Genomic DNA, 23,720 nt, shown 5'->3' with positions numbered 1-23,720 from the left:
TATTAGCCAGCTAGCTGTGTCTTATATTGTAATTTGCAAAATTACTAAATCTTTCTTTAACCTAAATATTTAGTGAATAAAATTTAGTGAGAAGATTTTAAAATAGGAGTTAAAGAATTTAGTATTAACTTCTTGATTTAATAGTTATAGGCTGGTTCTATAAATTACCACCGTATATAGTCATTAAATTTTTATGAAATACGTTTTGTTATCTTTTGGCTTCTTTTTGGTTCAAAATATAAGTTCGTTCAGTCGTGTAGCTCGCTACACTCCTTCACTCTCTTGCATTTTGACCTCAAAAATAAGCTCAAAATCTAACAAAGCTAATTTATAGAACCAGCCTATAATGAGATAAAGCTAAATATTTTAGAGTATAATCACTCTTTAAATTATAATCTATGATCTTTTAAAAAGTAAAACATAACCTTTAATGTGATAAAAGGTTATGTTTTAGTTTTATTTTTAATTTATTTTTAATATAAAAATAAATTAAAAATATATCAAAAATAAATTATTTTTCATTACGAAAAATAACCTTTTGATATACAATAGGTTATGTATTGTTATTAAAAGGGTTATATTTCACCTTTTAAAAGGTATTTATTGTTTTTAAAAATACCTTCATCACCATTTATATTAGCAACTCGCATTATTTGTGCATGACCAACTTTTCCATTACTTTGCACTACAAATTTTACAACGATCAATCCTTACAAAGGATTTATACTAACAAAACTACAAAAAAAACATAGACTTAACAAAAGAAAAGTCTATGTAAATAAAAAAATAATTTACATCTTTTCAAGATACTTCTTACTATTCACTTTATCGCCTAACTTGTCGTAACATGAAGATATTTGATAAAAAATAATGTGATCCATAAGCTCGTAGTTAAGGTTTATAGCGTCTTTATAAGCCGTAATAGCTTCTAGATACATGCCTTTTTGGCGGCAAGCATCACCAATATCTTGATTGATAATAGTCATTACTGCTTTGCTTGGTGTAAACTTTTCCTTAGCCATTTGCAAGTATTTAATGGCCTCGTCATAGTATTTTCCTTCAAAACAAGCCTGACCTAAATGATAAATCATACCTGCACTTTCATATTTATTCATCTCAACAGCTTTTATTAAGCAGTCTTTGGCTTCTTCATATTCGTGTAACCGCCAATGGCTCATACCCAAATAATAATTGGTATTAACGGAAGAATCACCCAGTTCTACTATTTTATTATATCGCATTACTGCTGTACTATAATTCTTTCCTAAATAATGGGCATAGGCATTACGAGAAAGCACAGCAATGTTATCAGGATCACCAGTAAGATACATTTCTGTAAGGTCTACAGCTTTTGCAGGCAGAAGTATCTCATCATTGTTGTAAACTCCAGCTAGCGCTGCCACTATATCGCCATCGTATGGATAGCGTTCTAAAAGTATACTACCCCATAAAATCTGTGCTTCATAAGCAGAATTATAAGCTTTACAATAAAACATCTCACGTAGTGCCTCATGGGTAAGACTGTCTTTATTAAAAAATGCTGCCTTTTCTAGTATTAACTCACAAGCAGGATAATTTCCACGTTTATAATGACATTCGGCAAGCCTTATCTTTGGTGTAGCATAATTGGATTTTAATGCAATAGCTTTCTCGTAAAATTCCATTGCTGACTTATAATTATAATCGGCTAAACAGCTATCACCTTTTTGAAGAAATTGCATATAGGGATCAACATTCGCTAAAGTGGAAAGCGATGAAAACAAAGAAAGAAGAAAGATAAATGTAAGATGTTTCATATTCATAGCACAAAAATTAATTAAGAAATAGAGAGTAACAATGCCTCGTCTAGCTATTCAGCGTAATAATTTTATTGATTATCAAAAAAGATGTAAATGCTAGACGAGGCTTTATCTTATATTAATTAAGAATGAGAGAACGGTTTATTGCAGTTTAAAAGTAATAGGTAAGCAGTAACTAACAGCTACATTTTTACCTTTTTCTTTTCCGGGAATCCACTTTGGCATAATGCTAACAACACGCAAAGCCTCCTTATTTAAGGCTGGAGAACCACCACGAATAACTTTAGCACCATAAACTGTACCATCTGCAGAAACAACAAACTGAACAATAACCCTACCTTGCTGCTTAGCCTTTGCTGCTGCTTCTGGGTATTTAATCTGCTGACATAACCATGTGCTAACATCGCCTTTAAAACGTGGCATTACCGCTGCTACTTTATAAACCTTTTTGTCGCGTGGCATATTAAGTGCTGGAGTAGCCTTGATAGTAGGCGAAAAAACTTTAAAAGTGCGTGCCACTGTTTCTACATTACTTATTAATAGCATCAAAGCTATTAGTGGAGCAAAGAGCAAATACTTAGCTTTACTCATTGCGTTTGAACGTTTTTTGTTCATCATTTTGATTCTTTTTTTGAGGGGTAAAACATTAAAATTATTTGATAACGTAGCTACATTCTTTTTATAAGTGAGTCCGAGCAAGTGGTATTGATATGTCTTTTTATCGGCATCACTAGCTAAGACGGTGTGATCGGCTAGGTATTCTAGATTAATCCTTACTTCCTGCTTGAGTAACCAAGTGAAAGGATTAACCCAAAACACGATGTTAAATATTTCGCTTAATAAGATATCGAACGAGTGAACTTGATGAGCATGCGCTTTTTCATGTACTAATATTTCATGAATTTCTGATGCTGCATGGAGCTGTGGATTAATAAAAATCCAATTAAAGAAGGAGAACGGACCGCTATCAGTGGTCATTTCATATACTGTGGTATGCTCTATTACTAGCTCGTTGCAAGCCTGTTTCAAATGATAAATACTGATAAGTTGCCATAACAAGCGAATAAAAAGGCAAGCAACTATGGTAATATAAATGCATAGAAAGAAAAGTACCCAATTGAAAGAGGCAGTAGTATCGGGTGTAACAGTAATGTTAGGTAATACAAAACTAGCATAAGTAGTTGCCACTTCTTTCATCTTATCACTATTATTTGCCCACAAACTCATATTCGTTATAGGAATGGTAAGTGCTATAAAATAGATAACTTGCAATGCTATTCTACGCCAACGAAAGAAGGTATCGCCACTACACATAAGTTTGTAGAAGCCATAAAGCACGATAATTGCTAGATTTACTTTAATTAAATAGATTGCCATAATTGGTAGTGTTAGGTAGTGTTTAGATGAGCTAATAGGTTAGTTTTCACCTTTTTCTATATCATCAATGATCTCTTTCAAATCGTCTGGAGATAGCTTTTGCTCCTTAGCAAAGAAAGAAACCATCTCTTGAAACGAGTCTTTAAAGTAGTTCTCCACGAAGCGAGTCATAAAATTTTTCTTATATTCAGCTTGTTTTATGAGCGGAGTAAAGGTATAAGTAAGTCCGTTTTGTTCTGCTTTAAGATAGCCTTTTGCCTTCAATTTATTAAAAGTAGAAGCCAAAGTAGTGTAAGGTGGAGGAGGGGGTGGCATCTTAGCCAGCACCTCTTTAATGGTACAATGATCAAATTTCCATACCTGAAGCATTACCTCTTCTTCTTGTTTTGTGAGCTGTTCCATATTGCTTTTATTACAAATTAGTATTGTATCTGCCGCAAAGCTACGAAACTTTCGTAATAAAAACAAGTATTATAGTGTTAATTTATGCAAACAAATAGCCATTTATTTACTGTAATACAATATATTACGATATTATCGTAAGTTGTATATAAGAATTGAAACAATAATAAAATAAATATTCAATGCGTATAAAGTAGCTATAAAGATAATGGGGAATGCCTTCCGACACTCCCCATTATGCTTCCTATTTAATGACTAACGCATAGCCTAATTTATCTCTTTCAGTTAATGAAAATCTTATTTACGAGCTACTTCAGATGTTACCTTACTACGTATACCACGCATAGAAGTAAGGAAAGCTTTGGCAGTTCCAAACTTTAAATTCATATCTAAACGCACTGGAATATGATTTTGATCATCAGTAACAAAGAAACTTGCTATCTTATGCCACTTATTATCTTCGTATTCATAGTAGGCAAGTTGTAAGCAATTATACTTAATATTATTGTCAGCCTTAATGATTTTCTTTCCTAAAAACACAATTTTAGCAGGATCATGGCTATCTCCGTCTACAAGAGGGAAGTAGACTACTTGCCCTTTTTTCCAACTCTCTGGATTAAAACTACGTGCTCTGAGGAAAATACTCATCATATCATACATACACTCATTAGATGTATACTTCTTCCAATAGCTCTTTGCATCGGTGCCAATACGATGCTGGCGCACCTTGCATTTACCATTAGGATAAGTATAAAATACTTCCTCTACAGTATATCGTTTACCTTCTCTTGCTCCTTTTCGATAATAGAGTGGTGCCATTTCTTTGGAGTTATAGCACAACAAAGTATCGCGCAATACGAAGTAATTATCTACTTTGTTATTGCCACGAGTAGTTAACGAAGCACGATAAGCTGGAATACCATTATAGTTTGAAGATACGGTGTACCATGCAGCAGTACCTGCTTTCACCCAAATAAACTTCCAATTATAGTAAAGATTATAAGATAAATATTCTCCACTATTAAACGCTGTGTTTCTAAAAGTACATTGTGCGCTAACTCCAATGGTAAAGAACAATAACCCTGCTAAGATATAACTCCTTAATTTTTCCATACGTTTTAAACTCTCCTATATATTATATATTCTTATATTTCTTCTTTTTTAAAAATAAAGAATATGTAGTATGATGTACTGTGGAAACTTGCATAACTTTCTTATCCATTTCTTGCTTATTTGCTTATCAACATTAGAATAAAAGTTATCAACAGTTTATTCTTTCTATTTTATATTGATAATCAGTGTATATACTAAGTTATCCACAATTTTATTGATCGTTGCAAAGATAATAAGTTTATATCTTTTTCTGTTGAATAACTGTGTAAAACTTCCCTAAAAACCTTTTAATAACTATGTGGATATCCACGTATAAGGACTTATGAAGTAATGCCTGTGGATATCTTAGGAGTTATAATAAAGTTATTCTATGGCTTTTCAACAAAGTTATCCACAATTTTTGTGGATAAGTAAGGTTAGCTTTAAAAGGATTATTTATTCTTCTTCTAGTTTCTTTATAATCTCGTTTGGGGTGATTGTGTTCATACATGCGAAGTCGCCCCGATAGCAAGGCTTATTACCAAAGACAGAGCAAGGACGACAAGTAAGATTGTTATTCTGGACAATATCTGCTTGTTTTTGGGCCCATCCCATAAATCCGCAATAGGGATGGGTGGCTCCCCAAACACTCACAACGCGTGTTCCAACCAATGAAGCAAGGTGCATATTAGCACTATCCATAGATAACATTACATCGAGTTTTGACATAAGTGATAACTCTTCTTGTAAGCTTTTAAGTTTGGAAGCTACACAAACGCATTGCGTAAACCTTTTTTCCCATTCGTAAAACACATCTAATTCTTGTTTACCACCACCAAAAAGGAAGATTTTCCATGTAGTATGAAGTGTGGATAAGTTATGGATAACCTCTTCCATCTTTTCCTTTGGATACATCTTTCCACTGTGAGCAGCAAAGGGTGCAATACCTATCCAGCGATCATTTTCCTGCTTTTCTTCTATCTTATTATATATATAATGCGGTTTGATATTGCCGTATGGAGCAAAGATACTCTTGTGTTGAGGTTCAATATCATACCCAAGCGTCTTGAGAACATCAAGATAGTTTTGAAAAGAAGTAGGTTGTTGTATAAACACTTTATGCTCTTTCTTACAAAGATCACGTTTACCAGCCTTATGTTTGTTGATATGTGCTGTTTGAACACCTTTCAAACTAAACCGTAAACGAAGATATTTTGTACGTAATACATTATGAAAATCGGCTACTTGCGTGATGCTCTTAGCCTTTAATTTGCGATAAAGTTTATTCAAACCACTGATCCCTACATACTCTTTCTTTAGATCGACACCCACAAACTCGATATTCTTATCCAAGCCTTCATAGAACGCTTTAGCGAAAGGACGTGATACAACGGTGATCTTTAGGCTAGGATATTGTCTAGCCAAAGATGCTACTATGGGTACAGTCATAGCAACATCGCCCATTGCCGAAAAACGAATGATGAGTAAATGGTTTGTTTCCATTATGGTGTTTTGTTTACAGTTTTCTTTTTACGCTTAAAGAGCGAGAATTTTTTCTTTGTCTTTTTTGTCTCCTCTAATCCATTTTTGGGATTATATTCTATGCCTAAGTTTCTAGCACGTTCAGCATTTCTACCACGTGCTATTCTTACTGTTTCAGCCTTTTGTTTGGTGATAGCACTAGGCTTTTGCTTATAAAGCGGAGTCTGACGAGGATCCCATATTTGGGTAACATCCCATTTTGCTTTACACTCTATCTGACCCGGATAATAGTAAACAGCCTCTGGTTGTTGTTGCATAGCATAATTACCTGTATCCCATTTACCATTATCATTGCGATCTTCAATAAGTCTGATGTAGTATTTTGAAGGCTTAACATAATAGAATATCGCTTTTCCATTTTGCAGTTGCACCTCTTTTATAGGTTTATCAGCATCGTTTATCAACTGCACTAAGCAATGTTTACCTTCCATTCCCTCAATGGTTAATGTTAGTGTGCTATATTCATCGAGTGCTTTTATACGCACACCTTGCTTTATTTTCTTAGAGCTAATCCCATAAATATCCGTGAATGCAGCCGAATCTAATTCTATACTGTATTCATGTCCGGGATTCCATTGAGCTACCATCATCAACTTTCGCGGATAACCAGGTACTGTTCCTAATTGATATTTCGCTCGATACCACAACGAATCAATATTCTCATAAAGGTGTATCTTTGCTGTATCAGTCTTTACTAAAGGCGTTTCAAACTCAAAAGAAGGATTCTTATCAGGATCCATTGCGGCATCTACTTCTACACGCATTTGTAAAGATTCCACTGGCATCTTTGTTTGATATTCCTTGCCACGTTCCTTATTCTTTTCCTGTTGCTTCTTCCATTTATTGTAAGTTTCTTGTTGAAGCTTTAGCCTTCTAGCATAAGGATCGCGTGAAAGCACCTCAAGCGTATCCGTTTGAGGCACTAAATTGCCCAAACTATCACTCATATTATACTCCAACTTCATACGAAGCGTATCTTGATTAATCAAGGCAGAGTCTTTTATCCAATAAGTAATCGTATCTTGATTAAGACTAGGTTCTTCCACAAACGCCTTATTTGCATTGAAGTTTAAACCTGTAATCTTAGGCAAATCGGCATCACCATAACTATAATATAAGGTAAAGTGGTTAGCATTCTTTCTCTCAGCTTTCAAGAAAAAGCGATCGGTTTGCAATTCAGTAAAGGCAGAAAGCACTACATCATCTGGCAAAAAATGAGTGTAAGGCACACGTTCTATCGACTTAATATGCAACGTATCCGACCACAGTGTATCTTGTCTGAAGTCGGGTTTTGATGAAGGCATGATCACTTCAGGAGTAAAAGCTATTTGTTCGTTCTTTTGGTTAAAGCGATAGTTGCCATCTGCATCCTTCAAAGCATAGATGCGGTAATCGCCTTTAGCAACTCCTTTGATAGAGAAATGTCCTCGGCTATCGGTGCGTGATACGCGAAGCATAGGCAATTTCTGAAAAGCAGTATCGTTTTGATTACTATACAAGCCCACCAAAATACCCTTTATAGGTTCTAAGTTTTCTGCTTCTAGCACATAACCTGCCACCTCCATTGTGTCAATATGGTTGCCAGTAGAGAAAGAATAAGTATAGTTTCCGAGCGGATTGCCCTCATTATTATCCGAAATAGCATCTGAAAAGTCGATGGTATATGTAGTATTAGGCTTCAATTCGTCAAGGAGTTTCACACTGATACTCTTGCCTTGTCCTTTGATTTCTGGTACTTCTAGTTGTGGAGGAGAAACAACAACCTTTTCAGAGGCATTCTCTAGTTTGATAAACTCATCAAAACTGATCACCACCTTCTTGCTATTCACATCTATAGCCTTATCGGCTGGCGATGCTCCGATAACTTTTGGTGGAGCTTCGTCGTACCATCCACCGTCTGGTTCACCCATTCTAGCGCATGAGCTGATAATAAAAAGCAAACTAGAGAAGCCGAGAAGTGTGAGTAAAGCCAACTGTAATTGCCTACGGCTGCTTATCGTTTTTTGCTTATATATGTTGTTATTGTTTTCTCTCATATTGTTATTTTTAGTATTGCTAACGCCTACTTAGTTATTCAAAGCTAGCATTTCCTCAAGATTAGTGCGGCTATTCGATAGGCGTGGAATTTTGTGCTGACCACCTAATTTTCCTTTCATCTTGAGCCAATCGCTGAACAATCCTTGCCGAGCCACAATCACTTCCAATGGTTGGAGCGTAATATCATGGAAGCGTTTTGCCTCATAATCAGAGTTGATCTCTTGCAATTTAGCATCGAGCACAGCAGAAAATTCAGCTAAACTAGATGGATCTTTCGCAAACTCAATGAGCCATTGATGACGACATTTAGCATTTGCATCCATATATATAGGTGCTGCGGTATAATCGGATATCTGAGCCCCAGTGGCTTTACATGCTGCTTCTAATCCTTTCTCGGCATTGTCCATAATAAGCTCTTCACCAAAGGCGTTGATGAAATACTTTGTGCGCCCAGTGATAACAAACTTATAGGGATCTTTTGAAGTAAACTTTACCGTGTCGCCAATCATATAACGCCACAAACCACATGAGGTACTGATAAGCATAGCATAATTGCGTCCCAGCTCAATGCCTGATAATGGAACGATATTAGGACGCTCGCTCTCAAACTCGTCCATAGGTAAAAATTCATAGAACACACCGTAATCTAACATAAGCATCATGCTGCTATCCGTTAGATCGTTCTGCACACCAAAAAAACCTTCCGAGGCATTATATGTTTCCATATAACGCATATCGCTCTTGGTGATGAGTTGCTCGTATTGTTCGCGGTAAGGAGTAAAGGCTATACCACCATGAAAGAATACTTCTAAATTGGGCCATACTTCTTCCAAATGTTGCTTACCCGATAATTCCATTACGCGCACCAATACCGATAGCATCCACGATGGAACACCAGATATATTGGTTATATTTTTATTTAATGTCTCATGTGCAATCCGATCACGTTTCACCTCAAAATCGCTTAAAAGTGCTGTTTCTTTTTTAGGAACGCGTACCAAATTGGCTAATGGATTGATGTTTTCAATGAGGATAGCACTCAAGTCGCCCACCAGCGAGTTAGGCAGATTATAGTTAGGTGAATGGCTTCCACCGAGAATTAAGCCTTTCCCATTGAACAAGCGACTTTTTGGATTGTTGCCAAGATAATATGCCACTACGTCTGTGCCACCTTTATAATGAATGTTTTGCAAACCTTCCGATGTGATAGGAATAAACTTACTCTTATCGTTGGTAGTACCCGACGACTTTGCATACCATTTCACCTGACCCGGCCACAATATGTTTTCCTCGCCATGCCGCATACGGTCTATGTCTTTCTTTAGTTCTTCATAGGTGTTTACAGGAACGTTTTGTGTAAAATCGTTGTAGGTTTTTATTGCGGCAAAGAGGTGGCTTCTACCATATTCTGTGTTCTTTGCTCTGCCTAAAAGATATTGCATTACCTCGTGCTGAAGTTCTTCAGCATGGTGAGTATATTGATCCAATTCCTTTCGGCGCGATTGAAAATACAGCTTATTTACTATACTAGTAAGACTCATTTTAATTAATTCTTTAAACTACAAAATTACGCTAAAAAAGCCAATAACAGCCTTTTTTCTTCATATTTTAACAGTTTAGAAAGGACGAACAATTACTTTGTAACTTACAGAATATAAACTATTTACCTTTTTCAGCACAATTGTTCTATGGTATATGCTATTCTCTTTCCTTTTTAAAAACGATTTTTTAAATAGTAAAAAGTCATCTTCTTAATAGTAAAACATCACCTTTTTAGTGCAAATAGCTTATCTTTTGAAATTAAAAATAATTTATTTTTGATTTGTTTTTAATTTATTTTTAATCCAAAAATAAATTAAAAATACAAGCAAAACATCACCTTTTATCACATAAACGATGATCGATTAGCATAAAAAAGATAATCTTTAGCTAAACGAAACATACTTTTTTTACATTAGTACCGCATATATATATATGATTATCAATGAGTAATATTTTTTTCTTATATTCGCAAATAAATGGAAATATTACATATTTATTACAGCATATAGTCTAAAATAGAAAAAAATATTTTTTTACTTTGAATAATATTATTACTTTTGTATATGAAGGTAGACAATCTTTGCAAGTTTGTTTTTCTTCTAACAATATTATAAATAAATAAGATATGAAAAGATTAAAGTTTTTAATGATTGCTCTTGTTGCAATGATGGGAGTTCAAAGTGCAACTGCACAGAGTGCAAGACCTAAAAGTTATGTCAAAATATCTAAGGAACAGCTCGAAGCATTATATAACGAAGTAGAAGCTAATTATGACGCTATAAATGATAAGTTGGGCAAAGCTAAAAGTAAAGAGAAAGATGCCAAGAGGGCTTATGACGAAGCTAAAGACAATACAAAAGCACTAAAACAGCAATTGAAGGAAGCAAAAGCTAAGAAAAAAGAAGTGAAAAAAGCATGGAAACTGAGAAAAAAGCTACATAAACTAGCCAACTAAAACGCTTTTCTTAGTTAGTATTATAAAGCATAGCAACCAAATGGCAAGCTAACAACAAATACATTGTAAGCTTGCCATTTGGTTTGTTTTTATGCTTTAACCCGACAAAGGCTATTGCTCCATATAATCGGAATATGAATACCCCGATGCTTTACCTTCCTTTTACAATAATATCCCTTGATATCCAAAGGAAGAAAAAATAAAAAATCACTGCCGATACGAAGCCTGCAAGCGCATCAATGAGGTAGTGGGCTTGGATATATACCGTTGCACAACATAGCAAAACATAGAAAGGAGTCATAAGTAGTAATAGCTTCTTACTGCGCACATGCCATAGTAGGAGCATGCAGATGGTGGATACTCCCACATGAGAGCTAGGAAAAGCAGCAGTAGGACGCTCGCCAGCAGCTTTGGCATCTTCCACCAAATGGTAAAAGAAGCCATCTATATAGCCCGGACTTGTTAGGCAGTCTTGATGATGATTAAAGTAGTCGTGTACATTAGGAAACACACCATTTATAACGGTTTTCATACCTATAGCTTTATAATAAAATGTAGGTCCCACCACAGGTACGAAGATAAAAATAACGTAATAGGTGAAAAACGATGCGAGAATGATAAATGCACAACGCTCAAACTCCTTATAATGCCACCCAAAATAAAAGAAAACCGTGAGTGCTATCATAGGATAATAGCTAGCATATCCCATATCAAAAAGTTCACTAAAAACAGGACTTGACAGTGTTTTAGAAAATAAAAGAGCAGGCTGACAACCAAACATCGACTGCTCGGCAGCGGCAAAAACATGATCGAGATTAGGAAAATGGCGGTTTAGCTCATAGGTATCAGGATACCACCATGCTAGCAACGATATCTGCACCAATGGACGAACAAGCCTTGTTAGCTTACACGGATATATGCGATATACCAGCCATAAAGCCGCCGTTATGGCAACAATGCGCAAACGTCCGAAGATCATTTGCTCTGGATGTCGTATGCTAGTATACATAAAAAAGGTAATGATGAGTGTCAATATAAGGTAAGCCATGACAACCCACTCTAGTGCCATCAGTCCTTTTAGTGGCTTCTTCTCTACTTTAAAAAGGGAAGTTATAAACTTTTGCATTGTTTGTTTTTCTTCTTTATATGGGTTATAACCACTTATTTTCTTTATACCAAGCTATAGTTTCCTCCACTCCACGTGTAAGATCATAGTTGGGCTTGTAGCCCAACTCATTGATAGCTGGGGTAATATCACATCTCCAATTGCGTTGTTTCAATATTTGATATTTGTCATTATTAAGGGCAGTCATTTTACCTGTTACCTTACCGAGAATATCTCCAAAGAAGGTAACGATGCGCAATACAGCAATAGGAGCAGTAATACGGATCCACCAAGGATTTCCTAGTGCTTTACGAATAAGGTTGCTAAACGTGGAACTTTGATATACCTTACCATCGCTTAGGAAATATGCCTTACCGTTTTCGCCCTTTGTTAATGACAGAAATACAGCCTGCACAACATCTTTTACATATACAAAGGTAATGTCTTGTTGCTGATAACCCACCGCAAAATCGGTATGCCCTTTAATGCTTTTAGCCATTAGGAAGTAATCCTTTTCGCGTGGACCATACACGCCTGTAGGTCGTAAGATAACGTATGGCATCGTCCCTGCAAGATCTTTTAGCCGCTTTTCAGCTATTAGCTTGCTCTTACCATAATAGGTATTGGGCTTTGGGGTGTCTTGATCGGTTATTTCTTGGTAAGGTTGTTCTTCCTTTATCGCACCAAAGATGCTCAAGCTAGAGAGGTAAACAAACTTCTCCACAGGCATTTGAAGCGCATGGATAGCTTTTACAAAGTTGACCGTTCCGTTGGTATTTGTTCGGAAGAAGTCGTAGCTATGTAGGCATTTCGTAGCCCCAGCAGCATGTACTATATAGTCGAACTGATGTCCGCCGAGTTGCGCTCGAAGCTTATCCTCTGAAGAAAAGTCTAGCTCTATGAAGTGGATACGCTCATCTTGCAAATATTTTCGCGAAGAAGAGCCACGCACAGCAGCCCAAGTTTCGAAGCCTTTAGCTAACGCTTCTTCTACAATAAACGATCCGATAAAGCCTGAAGCACCTGTAATGAGTATCTTTTTCATCATTTTTTAATATGAAACATTTGCAAAGATACGAACTTTTTCGTTACTTTGTGATTAATAATCAAAGACATATTCCTATGGGAAAAGAAAAGAAAAGCGGAAAAAGACTTACTAAAAAACAGCTATTTGAGGTGTTAGCAAGTTTTTTCCAAGCCAATCCAGACGATACATTTAGTTTCAAAGAAATATTTAAAGCGCTCAAACTCACCACGCATCCAGCAAAAATGCTTGCTATAGATGTGATGGAAGAAATGGCATGGGACGATTTTTTGGCTAAATCTGGAGAAAATGCTTACCGCTTAAATACCAAGGGGCAAGTGCAAGAAGGTACTTTTGTCCGCAAGGCGAATGGTAAGAATACCTTCCAACCAGACGATGGTGGTACCCCTGTCTTTGTCTCGGAGCGCAACTCTATGGCTGCTTTGATGGGCGACAGAGTAAAAGTTCAGTTTATGGCTCGTCGCCAACATCATATCAAAGAGGCTATGGTGATTGAGATATTGCAACGGAAGAAAGATACTTTTGTGGGAAAGTTGCGTGTCGAAAAAGACATAGCCTTCCTTGTAACGCAGGACAATCTCTTTGTACATGACATTCTTATCCCTAAAAAACGCTTAAAAGGCGGACAAACAGGGGATATTGCAGTGGTGAAGGTGATTGCTTGGCCTGACCCTGAACATAAGAATATTTTGGGCGAAGTAGTAGATATTTTGGGCGAAGCAGGCAATAATGATGTGGAAATGAACTCCATTTTGGCTGAATATGGTTTACCTTACAAGTATCCAAAGCGCGTAGAAGATGCTGCCAACAAGATTAGTGCAGAGATTACGAAGCAAGACTATGCCGAGCGAGAGGACTTCCGTGAGGTGTGGACATGTACTATCGACCCTCGTGATGCGAAAGACTTTGATGACGCATTGTCTATCCGTCAGCTTGATAAAAATACTTGGGAGGTGGGTGTTCACATAGCCGATGTGTCGCATTATGTGAAGGAAAACGACATTATCGACCGTGAAGCGCAACAGCGTGCTACCTCTATTTACCTTGTCGATCGCACCATTCCTATGCTTCCAGAGCGTTTGTGCAACCTCATTTGTTCGTTAAGACCTGATGAAGAGAAGCTCGCTTATAGTGTTATCTTTAATCTTGATGCTGAAGCTAACGTAAAGAAATATCGCATTGTGCATACCGTCATCAAGTCGAACCGCCGTTTTGTGTATGAAGAAGCACAGCAATTACTAGAAGATAACGGTGTGATTGATGGCAAAGGTATGCCTGCCCCTGCTCCAGGAAAGGAAGGGTACAAGGGCGAATATGCAGAACAAATAATCTTACTAGACCGCTTTGCAAAGCTATTGCGTGAGAAACGTTTCAAGAATGGCAGTGTAAACTTCGACCGAGAGGAGATGCGTTTTGAGATAGACGAGCATGGAAAGCCATTGCAATGTTATTTTAAACGTTCGAAAGATGCCAACAAGTTGGTAGAGGAGTTTATGCTATTGGCAAATAAAACAGTGGCAGAGAGTGTAGGAAAGGTAGCTAAGGGTAAAAATCCTAAGACACTTCCTTATCGTGTGCATGATAATCCTGACCCAATAAAGTTTGAGAGTTTGCGAGAGTTTTCTGCTAAATTTGGCTATAAACTCAAGTCGACAAGTACCAAAGGGGCTACTGCTCGCGCCCTAAACAAGCTCATGGCAGAGGTAGAAGGCACTAAGGAGGAGAAAGTAATACAAACGATCGCACTCCGATCTATGATGAAAGCGAAATATACCATTCACAATATTGGTCATTTCGGACTAGCTTTCGACTACTATACACACTTCACTTCACCTATCCGTCGTTATCCAGACACGATGGTTCATCGCTTGTTGACACGTTATCAGCAGGGTGGTCGCTCGGGAAATAAGGATCATTACGAGGAACTTTGCGAACATAGTTCGGATATGGAGCTAGTGGCTCAGCAGGCAGAACGCGACTCTATTAAGTACAAGATGGTAGAATTTATGAGCGATCATATCGGTGAATGCTATGATGCTCATATCACCGGTATTCAGAGTTATGGACTTTATGCCGAGATAGACGAGAACCATTGCGAAGGAATGATCCCTATGCGCGACCTAGGAGATGATTATTACGACTTCGATGAGAAGAACTATTGTCTTGTGGGACGTCGTCGCCATCACATCTATCAGTTAGGCGATCCTATCCGTATCCAAGTGGCTAAGGCTAATCTTGAGAAGAAACAGCTCGACTTTACCTTAGAGGGTAACGAGGCAAATACCTATAGCGGTAACATTGCTCAAGGTAAACCAGCAAAGCAAAGTCATAAAAAGGATTCGAAAAAACGCCGTAGAAGATCGTAAATAAAGGCATTTTTTAATGACAAGAAAGTATTTTCTTTTAATATCATTTCTACTCCTGAGCATACTTCATAGCTATGCTCAGGAGCAGCAATATACGCGTATTAAGGGCTATTATCGTGTATATCAAGCCACCGACTCCATGCTAACCTACTTTGTTGACGGTATGATGGAGTTTTATATTCCACTTAATCCAAAGGAGAAGAAACATATTTTCATCGACAGAAAGTTCTTAGGTGAGCGCAGAAGAAAGGCTCCGTTGGCTAATGGCGATGATACATTCGTGCGTATGTGCTTACCAAGCTTAGAACAGCGTCTGCTTATTGAGAGTATCAATAGCGAGGAATACTCTACAAGAAACAGTGGAGATGTGTATCGGTGGGCTGATAAATGTGGAAAAATAAGTACCGATAAGGTGAAAATAGGTAAGCAAATAAGGAGTACTAAGACGATAGAGATGGACGAATTAATGGGACAACCCAACCATGAGCTTGATCTTAGTCAGATGAAAATGTATGGTATCGTAGCAAGAATGACACGCTATGATGATAGCGAAACCTACCTATCCGAGTATCTTCCACAAAGAAACGACACGCTATATACTATGTGTCCTATACTGTCAGCACAGAAGCATCAAACCTTTATGGCACATTATCGTGGCGATGATGTCGACGATCGTATTGATGTGTGGTGCGATTTCTATGTTACTGACAGAATGATCATAGATGAAGCGGAGAAAAAACGTGTGAATAAAGAGAAGAATAAGATATATACTTTCGCTATCCCTGATACTGTTCCTCCAGTAGAAAAGGAAATAGAAGAGGCTTGGCGGAAGATGATAGAATACTAAAATAGCACTGCATGAAGAGGTTATTAAGTTTGTGCTTATTAGCTATTTTGCTAATAGGATGTAAAAGTAGAAAGCAAAATAATTACGAAAATAGGAATATTAAGGTAGATTTTATGTTACCAACTACTCCTATTAAAGACCAAGGAGCAAGTTCTTCATGTTGGATTTATGGTATGCTAGCCACTATAGAAACAGAGCATTTAGTGCAAGGCGACTCAGTAAACTTGAGTGCTGATTACGTTATTAGAATGTATCTTCGTGAGCAAGCTATGCAGCGTTTGTATGGTAAGCACAAGTTTGGGAATAAGGATATTGGCACAAGGGGTATGATGCCAATGACGATCGACTTAATCAATACCTATGGATTACAGCACGAAGACGCTTTTCATCGTGATGAACATACCAATTATAATGTTATAGCAAGGAAGCTATCACAACTTACTAACGGTATATCTGATTTTACTTTGAAAGACATTGACGACTATCTCGATAAAAGTATAGCTTGCTCTCCTAAACAAGTGTTTATGTATGGTGCTATTTATACACCTCAAGAGTTTGCACATAGTGTATGTAGCGACAACGAATATACACCTATTACAAGTTTCATGCATCATCCTTTCAATGAGCGTTTCCCTTTAGAAGTGCCTGATAACAAGTATCATAGCACTTATCTGAACGTACCTTTAGATAAGATGATGAGGCTTATAGAGGAGTCGCTACACCACCATCACCCCGTTTGTTGGGAGGGTGATGTGAGCGAAAAAGGCTTCAATTGGCAAGAAGGTATAGCCGATATTGATGCTAACGATCTTCCTATTACTCCTGAAAAGCGACAGAAAGCATTCGAACATCATACTACTACCGATGATCATGTTATGGCAATCATTGGTATGGGGCATGATGCTAAAGGCAAAAAATACTTCCTTTGTAAAAACAGTTGGGGCAAATCTAATCGTTATGGTGGATTTATCTTCCTGAGCTACGACTACGTGAAGTATAAGACGATAGCCTTAATGGTGAAGATATAATAAGGAGTAAGAGAGCTAAAGATTATTTTTTATCTAGTAAACGGTGGATATTGACCTTATGAGAAATATTTGATATATAGATTAATGTGTTTCCGAAGATTATTTATTATTTTTGCCTTAATCTATATTATTTTTGCTTTTTCTTGTAGTTTTTTCTTTCTCTTTGCGTCTAATGAATAAAGTAAAAACCAAAAACAAGAAATGGTATGGCACTTAATATAATGAAAATTTATCCAATTATGGGCATAAAGAAAACCCTTTTTTGTGTGGCATTAGCAGCCGTAGGAACATCGGTTAATGCACAAACAACGATCGTTTCAGGAGAAATGGTCGATTCGCTAACTCATCAAGGCGAACCAAACGCTAGTATCCGTGTGTTTAAAGCAAACAATATGGATAAGCCTGTAGCAATGAGTATCACTGATGTGAGTGGTAAGTTTAAGCAAACTATCACGGGTACAGGTGCTTACATCATAGAGTTCAGCTCAACAGGCAGGCGTAAAATTAGACGTAATGTGAACCTTACAAAGGACGGAGGAGAACTGAATATTGGTACACTTCTTGTGCAAGATGATGCTCAACAGCTAAAAGGTGTTGATGTGGTGGCACAGAAACCACTTGTGAAGATGGAGACCGATAAGATGACTTACGATGTTCAATCGGACAATGATGTGAAGAGCAATACGGTGCTTGAAATGCTGCGTAAGGTACCAATGGTAGTAGTAGATGGGCAAGATAACATTACCGTAAATGGCTCTGGAGCGTTCAAAGTATATGTAGATGGTAAGCCAAACATTATGTTTTCGAGCAATCCTTCACAAATATTCAAGTCGATGCCTGCTTCAGCAGTGAAGAAGATAGAGGTGATTACCAACCCAGGTGCTAAGTATGATGCTGAGGGTGCAGTAGGTATTCTCAACCTTGTCATGTCAGATGTAGATGGTAAGAAGAAGTCTGTGAATGGTTATAATGGTAATGTTAGTGCTATGATTAGTAATCGTCAACACAACGAGTTGTTATACCTTAGTGGGCAACAAGGCAAACTTACTTATAGTACCAATGTTAGTTACTTTGGATCTTCTGATGATAACGCTTCAATAGTAATCGATAGAACATCTACAAAAGATGGCTCGATGAATAAAACTCAAATAGATCAAGACACTAAGTTTGGTTTTAGTAATGCCAGTGTTAGTCTAGGTTACGAGGTCGACTCATTAAGCACTATAAGTACAACACTAGGCTATTCAGGCTTTAACAATAAAGAGGCTAATCACGTTTTAGAGGAAATATACAGTAAGAGCAGCACGCCTGAAGATAAGTTAGTGTATGATACACAGAATAAAAATTCTAATCCATCGTTCGATTTTAGCATTGACTATCAGCGTTTCTTTAATAAGGAACGTACAAAGAACTTGATTATTAGTTATCTTTTTGATACCTCGCTGAACAAGTCCAATCGTTATAACTATTATGATACTAAATTATCTAGCCAGTCATTGATGGCTAACGACTTCCATACAATTTCTAAACCACATAGTTTTGATCATACTATTCAGGTGGATTATACTACACCTTTGACTAAGGGTCAAACATTGAACATCGGAAGTAAGTATATTTCGCGTGTTAATAAAGCAAATACGCAATACTATAGCTTATTAAATGGTGTAGAAACTTATAACGAAAAGGCAAGTACTGAATATAGAAATGCACAGAGCATCTTAGCGGGTTATGCAGAATATGTGGGCAATTTTGGTAAATTTGGTACTAAAGCAGGTTTGCGTTATGAGCATACTTGGGAGAATGTGAAGTTTCTTTTAGGTAAGGGCGAGGACTTTAAGAAAACATACGGCACGTTGGTGCCATCGGTTAGCTTTACCTATAACATCAGTTCGGGTATGAATTTAGGATTGAATTACAATATGCGTATCAACCGTCCGGATATTTATGCTCTCAATCCTTTTGTGGAAGAAACTCCTACTTCACGTTCATACGGCAATCCAAACCTAGATGTTACGAAGCGACATAAGGTGAGTTTAGTGTTCAATTCGTTTACTCCTAAACTCATGGTCAATGCTACTTTGTCTGGAGCTATTACCAATGGAAGTGTTGAGCAATACACATTCCTAGAAGGAAAGGTATTACATAGCACGTATGGTAATATTGTAAAAGAACGCACAGCAGGTATGGATTTATTTGTAAATTATGCTTTCACACCAAAGAGTAGGTTAATGCTGAATGGTAGTATAGCCTATAATCATCTTCAGGCTAATCAGTTAGGACTAAAAAATTGTGGATGGAACATAAATGCTTTCCTCAACTATCAGCAAACATTACCATGGAATTTGCAATTTAGTGTGTTCACTGGAGTTCAAGGAAGAAGATACGAATTGCAAGCAGTTTCTAACACTTTAGGAGCGGCAGGAGTAGCTTTGAATAAGGATTTCTTTAAGGATAAACTAAATGTTAGCATACAATACTTCAATGTTTTGAATGGAAAACTAAAGTATAAGCAGCATACTTTTGGTTCTACCTATATTCAAGATATGACTTATTCACGCGATATTCAGCGATTAAGCCTTACCCTAACTTGGAAGTTTGGTAATACTAAGCGCCAGTTCCAAACAAAGTCGAGCAACATTGCCAACGACTTTGGATCAAGTGGTAAGAACAATAGTCAAGGTGGTGCTGGTGGTCTGGGCACTGGAGTGGGAATGTAAAGCAGAATAAGATTATATATTTTATAAAGCAGAACTTCTATGTAAGTTGATACAAACATAGAAGTTCTGCTTTTTTTATGAGAACCCATTATGCACTTTATTGAAGGAAATTAAGCACAATTTTATCACATAAACTACAAAATCATAGTCGTGCTGATGTCATGAAAAGTCGTTGTTAGAAAAATAATACTTGTGTTTGATGCAAAGAAAAAAGCCCATATTCTTCGTTATAATGAAGTGTATGGGCTTTATATTTTCAATTAGGTTGAGGTTTTATTTTCCCATGTAGCTGTCTAGTTTCTTGGTGTAATATGCCTTGATGTCGCTCCAACGATAGAAAGAAGAGCGATAGGCGGGGATGGGAAGCGTAGCATCTTCCTCGTTTAGGAGTACTCGGACGAGGGTGCAATCGTCGCTGACGGGCGATTTCTGCTTATTTGTAGGTTTGTAGAAAACGAACTGAATGTTGCAACCCATTGGGAAAATCTTACTGTTTATCCACCCTTCTTTCTCCAAGTTTTCAAGGTTGTCTATGGCTTTGTCGGCTCCGTTTAGCCCCAATAAGCAGGTAAGGGGTAGCACCATCGTCTCATGACCAAAGCGAAGGGTGGCACCAGGATTGGGCAAAGCTAAACAAGAATCGGCTTCGTGGAGGATGTTGCGCAGGAGATTGCGCTGAGTGAAGGGCAGCTTACCCTGTGTAAGTGGTGAGGATCCGTCGCGTAGATACCAATAAACATTGGCTTCCTGCCATAGACGATAAAGCTCTTCGGTGGTGTAAAGGTCGTAGAGCGACACCGTATGGCGTATCTCCGAATTCTGAACGATGCCTGCCAAACTGAAAAGATCGAAAGCAAGATCGTGCGGTTTGATAAATTGCTTGAAAGCAGTGGTATCGGTGAAGAGCTTCACAAAGGTGGAACTATAATCCACATGCTTATCACTCCACTGCTTATAAGCATCCTTTACGGCAGGAAGTTTGCGCAGTTTTGGTAGCTCTTTGTTGGGTTGGTTCATGTAATACATATCGTGTTCGCTCGCATCGTGGCGAATACGCAATAGCGGATTGTGGCGTAGTAGCTCCTGAAGCTCGTTCTCCATCGAAAGAATACAACGAATAACAACAGTAGATTTTGCATCTACCCACACCGAATCGTGGAACACTTCAGGGAAGCGTGTGTACATACGACGAGCTATCTGTCGATGCTGAAGCGCCCCTAACTCGGTAAGTTCCCCCCACCGATTGTACGATTCCGTGTACATCTTCTTGATTTTCTCTAGCACTTCCCTGCCCTTTGTGGTCAGAATACCCACCGAATCAGCCTTTTCAAGCGCATGAATTGGATCAGTATAACTCTTCGGATTGATCATATAGCGTGAGCCATGACGTCCATAATGCGAGATGTAAACAGGCGTATAGCCTTTAGGTGCCTTTGCTAGTGGCTTGATAGGAGTGGGGTAAGCCAGATAATTACTTGCCGATACACACGGATTTTTTGCTATCTCGTCCCGAAACGACTGTGCAGAGGTTGTAAAGACGGTGAAAAAAGATAACAATAAGATGAGTTGTTTCTTCATTGCCTATATGTTATAGTTATTACTTTATATCTACAAAGATAAACAAAAAATAGAAGAAAAGTTGTGTCCGAGTTAAGGATAATTATTTGGCAATTCCTACAAAAAGGAGTAACTTTGCGTAATATTCAGTATATTAAGGTTTATCATGGCTCAGGAACAAATCCAAATTCAGGCGCAGAAACAAATACAAGTGCAACGACTTTCCCAGCAGCAGATGTTGCAGGTGAAGTTGTTAGAGATGCCATTAACCGAACTGGAACAAAATGTTATTGCCGAATTGGACGATAATCCTGCCCTAGAATCAGGTGAACCAGAGACCGATCTAGCGACGACCGATGATGTTTTAGACAACGCTAGCGATGATTTCGATACTCAAAACGAACGCGAAGAACGACAAGATGCGCTAGATATAGCCCTCGAACGTATGCGTTCCGATGACGACTTGCCTACATACGTTGGGCGACAACAACGCGATAATGCCGACTATGAAGAAATCGTTTATGGTGATACTACCTCGTTTATTGACAAGTTGAACGAACAAGTGGGTGAGCGAGAACTAAGCGAAGAGCAACGAGAAATTGTGGAATACCTCATAGGTAGTCTCGATGACGATGGCTTATTGCGCAAAGATCTTGATACGATTAGCGACGAATTAGCCATTTATCAAGGCATTGATGTTACTGTATCCCAATTGGAGGAGAGCTTAAAAGTGTTGCAAGACTTCGATCCCGCTGGTATTGGCGCACGCTCTTTGCAAGAGTGTTTGTTATTACAGATCGACCGAAAGGTGGAAAATGGTGAGTGGGAAGCCGATAGCAAGCTTTATGAATACATACGAAAAGTGATAGCAAACTACTTTGATGCTTTCACAAAAAAGCATTGGGACAAGATACAAACCTCCATGCAGCTTAACGATCTACAGGTGGAAGCACTGCAAAAAGAGATCCGAAAGCTCAATCCAAAGCCCGGTGCCTCGATGGGGGAGACTATGGGACGCAATGTACAACAGATTACCCCCGACTTCATTGTCGACACAGAAGACGATGGAACGATTACCTTCTCGCTCAATCATGGGCATCTTCCAGAACTTTATGTGTCGCATACCTTTAATGAAATGGTGGCAGCTTACAAGGAGAACAAGGCTAGTATGAACCGCCAACAGAAAGAGGCTTTGCTCTATGCAAAGGAGAAAGTGGAGAAGGCACAAGGGTATATTGAAGCCATTAAGCAACGTCGCCATACGCTAACAATCACGATGAACGCCATTATTGACATACAGCGCAAGTTCTTTCAAGATGGCGATGAGGCTGAATTGAAGCCTATGATCCTCAAAGATGTGGCAGACAGAACAGGGCTAGACATCAGTACCATTTCACGTGTTAGCAACATAAAGTATGCTCAAACCCGATGGGGTACTTTCCCATTGCGGTTCTTTTTCACCGATAGTTATACCACTGATGAGGGCGAAGAAATGTCTACACGTAAGATAAAACTAGCCCTTAAAGAGGTCATTGAGAAAGAAAATAAAACAAAGCCCCTTAGCGATGACACACTTGCTAAGGTGTTGAAAGATAAAGGTTTCCCAATAGCACGCCGCACAGTGGCAAAGTATCGCGAACAATTGGGTATCCCCGTAGCCCGTTTACGAAAAGAATAATGAATGTAAAAACTATTATTTTAGCAGCAAGAATCATTAGTATGCTCTTAACGCCGTTTTATCTTTCGGTGGTAGGCGTTCTTGCAATCTTTAGCTTTAGCTATCTAAGTATGTTCCCATGGCAAGCCAAATTGTCGCTCGTTTTGCTAACATACGCTTTTACCGTCCTTATTCCTTCTATCCTTATTCATCTTTATCGGCAATACCATGGTTGGACTTTATTCCAGCTAGGTCATCGTGAGAAGCGTATGATACCATACGTTATCTCTATTCTTTGCTACTCCCTTTGTTTGTATATTATGGACTGGCTACACCTTCCTCATCTCCTTACCGCTATCCTTACGGCAGCTTTAGTGATACAGATACTCTGTGCCATTATCAATGTTTGGTGGAAAATATCCACCCATACAGCAGCTATTGGTGGAGTAACAGGGTCTTTAATAGGTTTTTCTTTCCTTTTCAGCTTCAATCCTATGTGGTGGTTGTGCCTTGTAATTTTGCTCTCGGGCTTGGTAGGATCGAGCCGAATTATCCTCCGACAACACTCTCTTTCGCAAGTGTCTATGGGGTATTTCCTCGGTATAGCTAGTTCTTATCTCACGATTATCTATTTTTAAACGAATACAACAAT

17 protein-coding genes are annotated in these 23,720 nt (G+C 38.0%); 7 read left to right on the top strand and 10 right to left on the bottom strand.

What is annotated here, in order from left to right:
* Positions 1-791: 791 nt before the first annotated feature.
* From PREBIDRAFT_RS05745 to PREBIDRAFT_RS05715, 7 genes are all read right to left on the bottom strand, one after another.
* Positions 792-1,802: a tetratricopeptide repeat protein gene (locus PREBIDRAFT_RS05745; protein ID WP_004336741.1), complete on the bottom strand. Its 1,011-nt coding sequence runs from the start codon at positions 1,800-1,802 to the stop codon at positions 792-794.
* A 138-nt stretch (positions 1,803-1,940) separates the two neighbouring features.
* Positions 1,941-3,176: a M56 family metallopeptidase gene (locus tag PREBIDRAFT_RS05740; protein ID WP_004336740.1), complete on the bottom strand. Its 1,236-nt coding sequence runs from the start codon at positions 3,174-3,176 to the stop codon at positions 1,941-1,943.
* Between the two features lie 39 nt (positions 3,177-3,215).
* Positions 3,216-3,578 carry a BlaI/MecI/CopY family transcriptional regulator gene (locus tag PREBIDRAFT_RS05735; RefSeq protein WP_004336739.1) on the bottom strand — a complete coding sequence of 121 codons (363 nt, stop codon included), beginning with the start codon at positions 3,576-3,578 and terminating at the stop codon, positions 3,216-3,218.
* Between the two features lie 297 nt (positions 3,579-3,875).
* Positions 3,876-4,691: a DUF3108 domain-containing protein gene (locus PREBIDRAFT_RS05730; RefSeq protein WP_004336738.1), complete on the bottom strand. Its 816-nt coding sequence runs from the start codon at positions 4,689-4,691 to the stop codon at positions 3,876-3,878.
* Between the two features lie 435 nt (positions 4,692-5,126).
* Positions 5,127-6,173, bottom strand: coding sequence for a glycosyltransferase family 9 protein (locus PREBIDRAFT_RS05725; RefSeq protein ID WP_004336737.1), 1,047 nt, complete (start codon positions 6,171-6,173; stop codon positions 5,127-5,129).
* Positions 6,173-8,248 carry an Ig-like domain-containing protein gene (locus tag PREBIDRAFT_RS05720; RefSeq protein WP_004336736.1) on the bottom strand — a complete coding sequence of 692 codons (2,076 nt, stop codon included), beginning with the start codon at positions 8,246-8,248 and terminating at the stop codon, positions 6,173-6,175. Before PREBIDRAFT_RS05720 ends, PREBIDRAFT_RS05725 begins: the two co-directional genes overlap by 1 nt.
* A gap of 30 nt (positions 8,249-8,278) precedes the next feature.
* A complete protein-coding gene (locus PREBIDRAFT_RS05715) occupies positions 8,279-9,790 on the bottom strand; it encodes a GH3 auxin-responsive promoter family protein (protein WP_004336735.1) in 1,512 nt (503 codons plus the stop codon).
* A gap of 626 nt (positions 9,791-10,416) precedes the next feature.
* Here PREBIDRAFT_RS05715 and PREBIDRAFT_RS05710 point away from each other — a divergent pair.
* The gene (locus tag PREBIDRAFT_RS05710; RefSeq protein WP_004339458.1) at positions 10,417-10,746 is read left to right on the top strand and encodes a hypothetical protein; all 330 of its coding nucleotides are present in this window, start codon (positions 10,417-10,419) and stop codon (positions 10,744-10,746) included.
* 151 nt (positions 10,747-10,897) lie between these two features.
* On the opposite strand, the gene PREBIDRAFT_RS05705 is transcribed toward PREBIDRAFT_RS05710, so the two are convergent.
* Together PREBIDRAFT_RS05705 and PREBIDRAFT_RS05700 are read right to left on the bottom strand one after the other, a co-directional pair.
* On the bottom strand, positions 10,898-11,872 hold the full coding sequence (locus tag PREBIDRAFT_RS05705) for a phosphatase PAP2 family protein (RefSeq protein WP_004336734.1): 975 nt from the start codon (positions 11,870-11,872) through the stop codon (positions 10,898-10,900).
* A gap of 25 nt (positions 11,873-11,897) precedes the next feature.
* The gene (locus tag PREBIDRAFT_RS05700) at positions 11,898-12,896 is read right to left on the bottom strand and encodes an NAD-dependent epimerase/dehydratase family protein (RefSeq protein ID WP_004339457.1); all 999 of its coding nucleotides are present in this window, start codon (positions 12,894-12,896) and stop codon (positions 11,898-11,900) included.
* Positions 12,897-12,973: 77 nt separating this feature from the next.
* Between PREBIDRAFT_RS05700 and rnr the strand changes: the two genes are divergently transcribed.
* The 4 genes from rnr to PREBIDRAFT_RS05680 all read left to right on the top strand — a co-directional run bounded on the left by rnr (position 12,974) and on the right by PREBIDRAFT_RS05680 (position 19,854).
* Entirely contained in the window at positions 12,974-15,262 is a 2,289-nt protein-coding gene (gene rnr, locus PREBIDRAFT_RS05695; protein WP_004336731.1) for a ribonuclease R, read from the top strand.
* Positions 15,263-15,278: 16 nt separating this feature from the next.
* Entirely contained in the window at positions 15,279-16,109 is an 831-nt protein-coding gene (locus tag PREBIDRAFT_RS05690; protein ID WP_004336730.1) for a hypothetical protein, read from the top strand.
* Positions 16,110-16,120: 11 nt separating this feature from the next.
* A complete protein-coding gene (locus PREBIDRAFT_RS05685) occupies positions 16,121-17,137 on the top strand; it encodes a C1 family peptidase (protein WP_004336729.1) in 1,017 nt (338 codons plus the stop codon).
* A 206-nt stretch (positions 17,138-17,343) separates the two neighbouring features.
* Positions 17,344-19,854: an outer membrane beta-barrel family protein gene (locus tag PREBIDRAFT_RS05680; RefSeq protein ID WP_004336728.1), complete on the top strand. Its 2,511-nt coding sequence runs from the start codon at positions 17,344-17,346 to the stop codon at positions 19,852-19,854.
* A gap of 273 nt (positions 19,855-20,127) precedes the next feature.
* On the opposite strand, the gene PREBIDRAFT_RS05675 is transcribed toward PREBIDRAFT_RS05680, so the two are convergent.
* A complete protein-coding gene (locus tag PREBIDRAFT_RS05675) occupies positions 20,128-21,432 on the bottom strand; it encodes a histidine-type phosphatase (RefSeq protein WP_004336727.1) in 1,305 nt (434 codons plus the stop codon).
* A gap of 145 nt (positions 21,433-21,577) precedes the next feature.
* On the opposite strand from PREBIDRAFT_RS05675, the gene rpoN reads away from it, so the two are divergent.
* Together rpoN and PREBIDRAFT_RS05665 are read left to right on the top strand one after the other, a co-directional pair.
* Positions 21,578-23,089 carry an RNA polymerase factor sigma-54 gene (gene rpoN, locus PREBIDRAFT_RS05670; protein WP_004336726.1) on the top strand — a complete coding sequence of 504 codons (1,512 nt, stop codon included), beginning with the start codon at positions 21,578-21,580 and terminating at the stop codon, positions 23,087-23,089.
* Positions 23,089-23,706 (top strand): hypothetical protein, encoded by a 618-nt coding sequence (locus PREBIDRAFT_RS05665; protein WP_004336725.1) that lies wholly within the window; start codon positions 23,089-23,091, stop codon positions 23,704-23,706. The genes rpoN and PREBIDRAFT_RS05665 overlap by 1 nt, the downstream gene beginning before the upstream one ends.
* The last annotated feature ends 14 nt before the right edge of the window (positions 23,707-23,720 follow it).

It is taken from the genome of Prevotella bivia DSM 20514 (genome assembly GCF_000262545.1).
GTDB classification, from domain to species: domain Bacteria; phylum Bacteroidota; class Bacteroidia; order Bacteroidales; family Bacteroidaceae; genus Prevotella; species Prevotella bivia.
Note: the sequence above shows the minus strand (reverse complement) of the source record. Positions and strands in the feature narration are given on the sequence as shown.

Coding starts and splice junctions, on each gene's coding strand:
- PREBIDRAFT_RS05685 (WP_004336729.1), top strand. CDS start 16,121: ATGAAGAGGTTATTAAGTTTGTGCTTATTAGCTATTTTGCTAATAGGA.
- PREBIDRAFT_RS05735 (WP_004336739.1), bottom strand. CDS start 3,578: ATGGAACAGCTCACAAAACAAGAAGAAGAGGTAATGCTTCAGGTATGG.
- PREBIDRAFT_RS05745 (WP_004336741.1), bottom strand. CDS start 1,802: ATGAATATGAAACATCTTACATTTATCTTTCTTCTTTCTTTGTTTTCA.
- rpoN (WP_004336726.1), top strand. CDS start 21,578: ATGGCTCAGGAACAAATCCAAATTCAGGCGCAGAAACAAATACAAGTG.
- PREBIDRAFT_RS05730 (WP_004336738.1), bottom strand. CDS start 4,691: ATGGAAAAATTAAGGAGTTATATCTTAGCAGGGTTATTGTTCTTTACC.
- PREBIDRAFT_RS05720 (WP_004336736.1), bottom strand. CDS start 8,248: ATGAGAGAAAACAATAACAACATATATAAGCAAAAAACGATAAGCAGC.
- PREBIDRAFT_RS05710 (WP_004339458.1), top strand. CDS start 10,417: ATGAAAAGATTAAAGTTTTTAATGATTGCTCTTGTTGCAATGATGGGA.
- PREBIDRAFT_RS05665 (WP_004336725.1), top strand. CDS start 23,089: ATGAATGTAAAAACTATTATTTTAGCAGCAAGAATCATTAGTATGCTC.
- PREBIDRAFT_RS05725 (WP_004336737.1), bottom strand. CDS start 6,173: ATGGAAACAAACCATTTACTCATCATTCGTTTTTCGGCAATGGGCGAT.
- PREBIDRAFT_RS05740 (WP_004336740.1), bottom strand. CDS start 3,176: ATGGCAATCTATTTAATTAAAGTAAATCTAGCAATTATCGTGCTTTAT.
- PREBIDRAFT_RS05705 (WP_004336734.1), bottom strand. CDS start 11,872: ATGCAAAAGTTTATAACTTCCCTTTTTAAAGTAGAGAAGAAGCCACTA.
- PREBIDRAFT_RS05700 (WP_004339457.1), bottom strand. CDS start 12,896: ATGAAAAAGATACTCATTACAGGTGCTTCAGGCTTTATCGGATCGTTT.
- PREBIDRAFT_RS05680 (WP_004336728.1), top strand. CDS start 17,344: ATGGCACTTAATATAATGAAAATTTATCCAATTATGGGCATAAAGAAA.
- PREBIDRAFT_RS05715 (WP_004336735.1), bottom strand. CDS start 9,790: ATGAGTCTTACTAGTATAGTAAATAAGCTGTATTTTCAATCGCGCCGA.
- PREBIDRAFT_RS05690 (WP_004336730.1), top strand. CDS start 15,279: ATGACAAGAAAGTATTTTCTTTTAATATCATTTCTACTCCTGAGCATA.
- PREBIDRAFT_RS05675 (WP_004336727.1), bottom strand. CDS start 21,432: ATGAAGAAACAACTCATCTTATTGTTATCTTTTTTCACCGTCTTTACA.
- rnr (WP_004336731.1), top strand. CDS start 12,974: ATGGGAAAAGAAAAGAAAAGCGGAAAAAGACTTACTAAAAAACAGCTA.